The organism is Parendozoicomonas verongulae (assembly GCF_009711465.1).
Classification (GTDB): domain Bacteria; phylum Pseudomonadota; class Gammaproteobacteria; order Pseudomonadales; family Endozoicomonadaceae; genus Sansalvadorimonas; species Sansalvadorimonas verongulae.
Genome location: NZ_SMME01000336.1, coordinates 1 through 572, shown reverse-complemented (window position 1 = coordinate 572; position 572 = coordinate 1). Strand labels below are relative to the sequence as shown.

At 57.7% G+C, this 572-nt stretch carries 2 protein-coding genes; both read left to right on the top strand.

Features of this window, described 5'->3' with window-relative positions:
• Positions 1 to 196 (top strand): phage virion morphogenesis protein (locus tag E1189_RS22305; RefSeq protein WP_230459860.1); only part of this gene is annotated, 196 nt, incomplete at its 5' end.
• On the top strand, positions 189 to 572 hold a 384-nt coding region (locus E1189_RS00625), incomplete at its 3' end, for a hypothetical protein (RefSeq protein ID WP_230459859.1). The genes E1189_RS22305 and E1189_RS00625, both read left to right, overlap by 8 nt.

Below are 572 nucleotides of genomic sequence, written 5' to 3'. Positions count from 1 at the left end.
GTTCGGCGCTGTGATCAAACCGGTGAATAAGAAAGCCCTGAAGTTCAAAGGCAAGAACGGCCCGGTGTTTGCCCAGCAGGTGACTATCCCGGCGCGTCCGTTCTTAGGCATAGAAGACCAGCAAATCCAAATCATTGAACGAACAATCGACCGGTGGGTACAGGAAGTGGCCGCCAAGGGATCACGGAATGTTTAACGACGCACTGGACGCAGTGACCCAATACCTGAAGACCGCTCTGGCCGGGGAGGCCAAGGATGTCGAGAGCCATCCGGGCCGGTTCACTCAACAGGAGCTGGCCCGCCTGCTCACCAAGAAACGGGCTGTGCGCATCGCCATTGAGCAGTCACCGAATCTTAACGTCACCGGACAGGGTTTCCGGGATGTCACTCTCATCATGGCCGCCTATGTGATCTGTTCGGATGCCAAGGAGTCCGACCGCCACCGTGGAGCGCTGGCCATCGTGGAAAAGGTGCTGGGGGAGTTGCCCTATTGCCGTTTCGGGAGCGACTTCCTGTTGGCGGTCAACCCAAGGACTGTGACGGCTGAAAACTTGTATTCCGGGGAGATCGAC